Source organism: Halomonas salipaludis, assembly GCF_002286975.1.
Lineage (GTDB): Bacteria > Pseudomonadota > Gammaproteobacteria > Pseudomonadales > Halomonadaceae > Franzmannia > Franzmannia salipaludis.
The window spans coordinates 134,460-140,827 of record NZ_NSKB01000011.1; the positions used below are offsets into that span (position 1 = coordinate 134,460).

The 6,368-nt window shown below is 62.3% G+C and carries 8 protein-coding genes and 4 tRNA genes; all 12 read right to left on the reverse strand.

Annotated features, from left to right (window positions below; genetic code table 11):
* Window positions 1-92 precede the first annotated feature (92 nt).
* The 12 genes from rplL to CK498_RS23230 all read right to left on the reverse strand — a co-directional run bounded on the left by rplL (window position 93) and on the right by CK498_RS23230 (window position 5,979).
* A complete protein-coding gene (gene rplL, locus CK498_RS23175; protein ID WP_095623217.1) occupies window positions 93-461 on the reverse strand; it encodes a 50S ribosomal protein L7/L12 in 369 nt (122 codons plus the stop codon).
* A gap of 90 nt (window positions 462-551) precedes the next feature.
* Window positions 552-1,055 carry a 50S ribosomal protein L10 gene (gene rplJ, locus CK498_RS23180; protein ID WP_095623230.1) on the reverse strand — a complete coding sequence of 168 codons (504 nt, stop codon included), beginning with the start codon at window positions 1,053-1,055 and terminating at the stop codon, window positions 552-554.
* A gap of 268 nt (window positions 1,056-1,323) precedes the next feature.
* Entirely contained in the window at window positions 1,324-2,016 is a 693-nt protein-coding gene (gene rplA, locus CK498_RS23185; protein WP_095623218.1) for a 50S ribosomal protein L1, read from the reverse strand.
* A 2-nt stretch (window positions 2,017-2,018) separates the two neighbouring features.
* The gene (rplK, locus tag CK498_RS23190; protein WP_075880571.1) at window positions 2,019-2,450 is read right to left on the reverse strand and encodes a 50S ribosomal protein L11; all 432 of its coding nucleotides are present in this window, start codon (window positions 2,448-2,450) and stop codon (window positions 2,019-2,021) included.
* An 88-nt stretch (window positions 2,451-2,538) separates the two neighbouring features.
* Window positions 2,539-3,072, reverse strand: a complete 534-nt coding sequence (gene nusG / locus CK498_RS23195) for a transcription termination/antitermination protein NusG (protein ID WP_095623219.1) — start codon at window positions 3,070-3,072, stop codon at window positions 2,539-2,541.
* Between the two features lie 8 nt (window positions 3,073-3,080).
* The gene (secE, locus tag CK498_RS23200) at window positions 3,081-3,449 is read right to left on the reverse strand and encodes a preprotein translocase subunit SecE (RefSeq protein WP_095623220.1); all 369 of its coding nucleotides are present in this window, start codon (window positions 3,447-3,449) and stop codon (window positions 3,081-3,083) included.
* Between the two features lie 72 nt (window positions 3,450-3,521).
* A tRNA-Trp gene (locus CK498_RS23205) sits at window positions 3,522-3,597 on the reverse strand.
* A 142-nt stretch (window positions 3,598-3,739) separates the two neighbouring features.
* A tRNA-Thr gene (locus CK498_RS23210) sits at window positions 3,740-3,814 on the reverse strand.
* Window positions 3,815-3,856: 42 nt separating this feature from the next.
* Window positions 3,857-3,930: transfer RNA gene (locus CK498_RS23215), tRNA-Gly, on the reverse strand.
* Window positions 3,931-3,972: 42 nt separating this feature from the next.
* Window positions 3,973-4,056, reverse strand: a tRNA-Tyr gene (locus CK498_RS23220).
* 106 nt (window positions 4,057-4,162) lie between these two features.
* Window positions 4,163-5,002, reverse strand: a complete 840-nt coding sequence (locus CK498_RS23225) for a type III pantothenate kinase (protein WP_095623221.1) — start codon at window positions 5,000-5,002, stop codon at window positions 4,163-4,165.
* Window positions 4,999-5,979, reverse strand: a complete 981-nt coding sequence (locus CK498_RS23230; protein WP_095623222.1) for a biotin--[acetyl-CoA-carboxylase] ligase — start codon at window positions 5,977-5,979, stop codon at window positions 4,999-5,001. Before CK498_RS23230 ends, CK498_RS23225 begins: the two co-directional genes overlap by 4 nt.
* Window positions 5,980-6,368: the final 389 nt, after the last annotated feature.

The following is a 6,368-nucleotide window of genomic DNA, read 5'->3' on the forward strand; positions in this document are numbered from 1 at the left end:
GCCGGCTAGTAACAACAGAAAAAGGCCGGCAGCGGGTGTCCCGCCACCAGCCGTGGAAGCTTACGCAGCGCGTGAAGCCGTGGGCACAAGGATTACTTGAGCTCCACGGACGCGCCGGCTTCTTCCAGCTTTTTCTTGGCTTCTTCAGCGTCGTCCTTGGACATCGCTTCCTTGATGGTCGCCGGAGCGCCGTCGACGGCACCCTTGGCTTCCTTCAGGCCCAGGCCGGTGATCTCGCGAACGACCTTGATCACGTTGACCTTCTTCTCGCCAGCGCCAGTCAGCACCAGGTCGAACTCGGTCTGCTCTTCAACAGCTTCGCCAGCGGCAGCCGGGCCAGCCACGACGGCAGCGGCAGCGGACACGCCGAACTTCTCTTCCATCGCTTCGACCAGCTCGGCGACTTCCATCACGGACATGTCGGCGACGGCGTTGATGATGTCTTCTTTGGTCAGTGCCATTGTCAAATTCCTAAACTTTGCGGGAGCCTCGGTCGCCCGAGCGCTCATTGATACAGTGTTCGATTCAGACAGCGGGATCGAGTTCGCCGATCAGGCGGCCTCTTCCTGCTTCTGGTCACGCAGCGCAGCGAGAGTACGAACCAGCTTGCCAGCGGACGCTTCCTTCATGACGGACATCAGCTTGGCGATGGCCTCGTCGTAGGTCGGCAGCGTTGCCAGGCGATCCAGGTCGGAAGCCGGGATGAACTCGCCTTCGTATGCCAGCGCCTTGACCTCGAATTCCTTCTCACCCTTGGCGAACTCCTTGAACAGGCGGGCGGCAGCGCCCGGGTGCTCATAGGAGAAGGCCAGCATGGTCGGACCCGAGAACGTCTCGTTGAGGCACTCCCAGGGAGTACCCTCGAGGGCGCGGCGTGCCAGGGTGTTGCGCACAACACGGATCTGCACGCCATTCTCGCGGGCCTGCTTGCGCAGGTCGGTCATTGCCCCTACGGCAACGCCACGCGAGTCGGCAACGACGACGGAGAGCGCATCCTTGGCCGCTTCACTGACCTCGGCAACGATCGCTTTCTTGCCTTCGAGTGCTAGTGGCACGGTGATCACTCCTTCGTGCCGGAAGCCCGTATCGAGCATTCCGGTGGTTACCATCTCCCCCACCCGCCAACTGGCCCGGTGGAGGTCCTGGATGATGGTGCTCACCAGATGACTGGCGGCCACACCATCTGCGCAGGCACCCTCAAGGGGCGATTAAGCCGCTCCAAGGAGCGGCACCTGCGGTCTTTGACGGTGCCCCGCCGTTACGCCTTGACGCCGCGCACGGGGACCGCAAAGTTACTGCCTGTTGCGTCGATACTCGCCTGGCTTACACCAGCGCAGAGTGGTCGACGGTGATGCCCGGCCCCATGGTGGTGGACAGGGTCACCTTCTTGAAATACACACCCTTGGAGGTGCTCGGCTTGAGCTTCTTGAGATCGGCGACAAGCGCGTCGAGGTTGCCCTGAATCGCGGCTGCGTCGAAATCGACCTTGCCCAAGGTAGTGTGGATGATACCGTTCTTGTCTGTACGGAAGCGCACCTGGCCCGCCTTGGCGTTCTTGACGGCGGTGACCACATCGGGGGTCACGGTGCCGACCTTGGGGTTCGGCATCAGGCCGCGCGGACCGAGGATCTGGCCCAGCTGGCCAACCACGCGCATGGCATCCGGTGACGCGATGACCACGTCGAAATCGAGCTGGCCTTTCTTGACCTGCTCGGCCAGGTCGTCCATGCCGACGATATCGGCACCGGCTTCTTTGGCGGCATCGGCATTGGCACCCTGGGTGAAGACGGCAACGCGCACGTCCTTGCCGGTACCGTTGGGCATGACGGTCGCGCCACGCACCACCTGGTCGGATTTACGCGGGTCAACGCCAAGGTTGATGGCGACGTCCAGCGACTCCTTGAACTTGACAGTGGACAGCTCGTTGAGCAGCGCCACGGCTTCTTCCAGGGAGTAGACCTTTCCGGCCTCGACCTTTTCGTTGATCAGCTTGGCACGCTTGGTCAGTTTAGCCATGATCAGAGGCCCTCCACGTTGAGGCCCATGCTACGGGCACTACCGGCAATGGTACGCACGGCGGCGTCGAGATCGGCAGCCGTCAGATCCGGCTCTTTGGTCTTGGCGATCTCTTCGAGCTGCTCGCGGGTCACGGTACCGACCTTCTTCTTGTTCGGCTCGCCTGAGCCGGACTTGATACCAGCGGCCTTCTTCAGCAGCACGGCTGCCGGCGGCGTCTTGGTGATGAAGGTGAAGCTGCGGTCGGAATAGACGGTGATCACCACGGGCGTCGGCAGACCCGGCTCGATGTCCTGGGTCTCGGCGTTGAACGCCTTGCAGAATTCCATGATATTGACACCGTGCTGACCCAGCGCAGGGCCGACGGGGGGACTCGGATTGGCTTTACCAGCTGCGACCTGCAGCTTGATGTAAGCCTGTACTTTCTTGGCCATGGGTAGACTCCAGTTGGGTAGTAGCGCCTTGCGGCTCCCCGGGTTAATGAACCGCCCAGCGGCTCATACGATACGTTCAGGTCGAAACTCAGTCCTTCTCGACCTGTGAAAACTCGAGCTCGACAGGCGTCGAGCGGCCGAAGATCAGCACACTGACCTGCAGACGGCTCTTGTCGTAGTTGACCTCTTCGACCACGCCATTGAAGTCGGCGAAGGGGCCATCGACGACGCGCACCGACTGACCCGGCTCGAACAGGGTCTTGGGGCGCGGCTTGTCGGTACCGTCCTGCACACGGCGCAGGATGGCATCGGCTTCTTTCTGAGTGATCGGCGCCGGCTTCTCCTTGGTGCCACCGATGAAGCCCATCACGCGCGGCGTCTCGTTGACCAGGTGCCAGGTGCCATCATCCATCTCCATCTCGACCAGCACGTAGCCAGGATAGAACTTGCGCTCGCTCTTGCGACGCTTGCCGTCGCGCATCTCCACCACTTCCTCGGTCGGCACCAGAATCTCGCCGAAGCGGTCCTCCATGCCATACATCTTCACGCGCTCGATGAGCGAGCGCATGACATGCTTCTCGAAACCGGAGTAGGCATGCACGACATACCAACGCTTGGACATGGAATCTCCTAACCGATGACGCCGGACATCGCCCAGCCTAGAATGGTGTCCATCAGCCATAGCATCAGGCCCACCACCAGCACCGCCACCAGCACGATGGCAGTGGTCTGAATGGTCTCGGGGCGGGTCGGCCAGACCACGCGCTGAATTTCCTTGCGCGCACTGCGAGCGAGCTCAAGCAGATCGCGCCCCTTGGTAGTAGTAAAGCCGACTACCGCGGCCAGAGCACACAGCGCCACCACGCCCAGCACCCGATAGAGGATGGCCTGATCGGCAAAATAGGAATTGCCAACCACGGCAACGACCACCAAGGAAACGACCACCGCCCACTTGAGCCCGTCGTGGCGCGACTCCTGCACCTCGGCGTTATGTTTCATGAAAACGAGACTCCTCAGGGTGCGGCAATCGAAACATGAAAGTATAAGAGATATCGCCAGCCTGGGGAAGACTGGCAGGCCAGGAGGGAATCGAACCCCCAACCTGCGGTTTTGGAGACCGCTGCTCTGCCAATTGAGCTACTGGCCTGTATCGGCGCCATTGCTTCGCCCCTTTTGCAGGCAGCCTACGCAACAGCGGGCGCAATGATAGCGGAAGCGATCCCGCCTTACAACCCCCGGCGCGCCTCCGGGAAAAGAAAAGGCGAGCACTTGGCTCGCCTTTTTCAATATGGAGCTCATGGACGGATTTGAACCGTCGACCTCACCCTTACCAAGGGTGTGCTCTACCCCTGAGCTACATGAGCAAAACTCTACGACTCTCTACAACTACTGCGCTGGCCAGAAACTGGAGCGGGTAGCGGGAATCGAACCCGCACCATCAGCTTGGAAGGCTGAGGTTCTACCATTGAACTATACCCGCCTACCCACTTTTGCAGCCGGACGGCAGCACGTCGGCAAAATCTGGTGGAGGGGGAAGGATTCGAACCTTCGAAGCTTTCGCGGCAGATTTACAGTCTGCTCCCTTTGGCCACTCGGGAACCCCTCCAGGCCGCGGCAAATTCTACCGCTTTTCTCAGATTTGTCAAGTGGTTACCCGATGGATATCTGACCGCCGCCGGGCGCCGCTATGGCTGAGAACGCGCAAAATTATGTCAAAGCAGCATCGAGAAGGCAAGCCCTGCGCGTATCTTTTCCAGCGCCACCGGCGCCGGGACCCGCGGCGCCCCCGACAGCCGGCCGGCCCGCTCGGCACTGGTCAGCGGGAAGCAGGCCTCCAGGCCGCCGTAGACCATATCCGGCCACAGCGCATGGGGCACGCGCATGCCGCGCGAGATGACCCGCGCATCGCCGCCGGTAAGCAGCAGCGGCATGGCCACCCCCTCGCGATCACAGACCTCAGCATAGATCCGATTCACTGCGCTGACGGCAGCCATATAAATACCGTGATTGACCGCCTCGACGGTATTCTTGCCCGGCGCCAACAGCTCATCGGCCTCGCTGTCGGGGTCGATGGCCACATTGCGAGTACCCAGCTTGAGGCTCTCCTTCATCAACCGCAGCCCAGGCAGGATATAGCCGCCCAGATGACGCCCTCCGGGTAGCACGAAGTCGATGGTGATGGCGCTCCCGCAGTCGACGCTGCAGCAGCCACCAGCCAGGTGGTAGCTGGCCAGCGCCCCCATCCAGCGGTCGACTCCCAGGCGCCCCGGCTCCTCATAGCCATTGGTGACCCCCAGCGCCTCACGGGTCGAGTGCGCCACATGCACCACCCCTACGCGACGACGCAGCAAGGCCACGGTATCCAGCAGCACCGTTCGTCGCGCTACGCTGGAGATACGCACCGCCTCCACCACGTCGAGGTCGGGGATATCCGAGCCTGGCCGCCACTCCTCGCGCGTCCACACAGCCCCCCGCGAACGAATCTCGCTGCTGACACTATCCTTGAGCCGCCATTTGGAGAGCGTATTGCCAATATCCAGATCGAGAATCATGAACGTCCACGCACGCTGATTTCGCCACCCGCCAAGCGTCGCTGCTCACCGTCATGGCGTACCAGCAGGTTTCCTGCGCCATCGATACCCTCGACCCGCGCCACATAGCGCCCATCACGCTGGATCACCTCGACCTCCCGATCGGCATAGGCATGGCGGCACGACCATGCCGGCTGCCAAGCAGAGAACCCCTCCTGCTCATAGCGCGACAGTAGATCGAGCAACCCAGCCACCAGCTCTGCCGCCAACTGGTTACGCGACACCTCTGGCACCACATCATGTACGGCGGCCACCGGTTGATCGATACCCGCGCGTACCTCGGCGGGCAGATCGACATTGAGCCCCAGCCCGACCACCACCTCGCACGGGCCCGCCAGATCGCCGCTCACTTCGAGCAGGATGCCCGCCAGCTTGGCCAGCCCACCAGGCGTCTCGAGCAGCACATCGTTGGGCCACTTCAGCGCCACCACCAGCCCGTGGCGCTCGAGCACCTCGGCCGCCACAACCCCCACCGCCAGACTCAGACCTTCAAGGACATTGGCGCCGCCCTCGAACCGCCAGCCCACCGACAGCATCAGGCCTCGCCCCCAGGGGCTCTCCCAGCCACGTCCGCGGCGCCCCCGGCCAGCGCTTTGCGACTCAGCCAGGCACACCTCGCCGTGCCCCGCCCCCTGCGCGAAACGCTCGCGCAGGTATGCATTGGTCGACGGCACGCTCTCTTCGATGATCAGGCGACTCAGGCAGGTACGGCTATTACGCGGCAGCTGGGCGACGATGCCGGCACCGTCGAGCAGCTCCAGGGGCGTGGCCAGGCGATAGCCCAGTCCCTTGACCGCCTCAAGGGGAACATCCATGGCCTCGAGCTTCTTGAGCTGCTTCCATACCGCCGTGCGCGACACGCCCAGCCGCTCACCCAGCTGCTCGCCGGAATGAAACTCACCATCACGCATCAAGCGGATTAGGTCACCAATGGTCATTACAACGGCCCCAGCCGGGAAAACCCATATTCTATCGGAAGCGGCCTATCAGCGGGAATGCCGCGACCAAAGTGCAACGCTCACCCGCCTCAAACGACGAAGTCCCAATCTCTGCCGAGAACGGGGCTTCTGGGTATGAAAAAACCCCAAGCACTTGCGTACTCGGGGTTTCTTCGAAATAAGTGCCTGACGATGACATATCTCGCATGGGGGTGAGACCGCCCAGCCCTTCGCGGCACCGCCGCGAGGGCGGTCGAACGCCCCGAGCTGGCGAGGGGCCGGCCCGCGAAGCGGCCCCACATATAAAGAGCCGGGTTTCCCCATGCCCATGAAAAAACCCCAGCCTCTTCCGAAGCTGGGGTTTTGGTATAAGTGCCTGACGATGACCT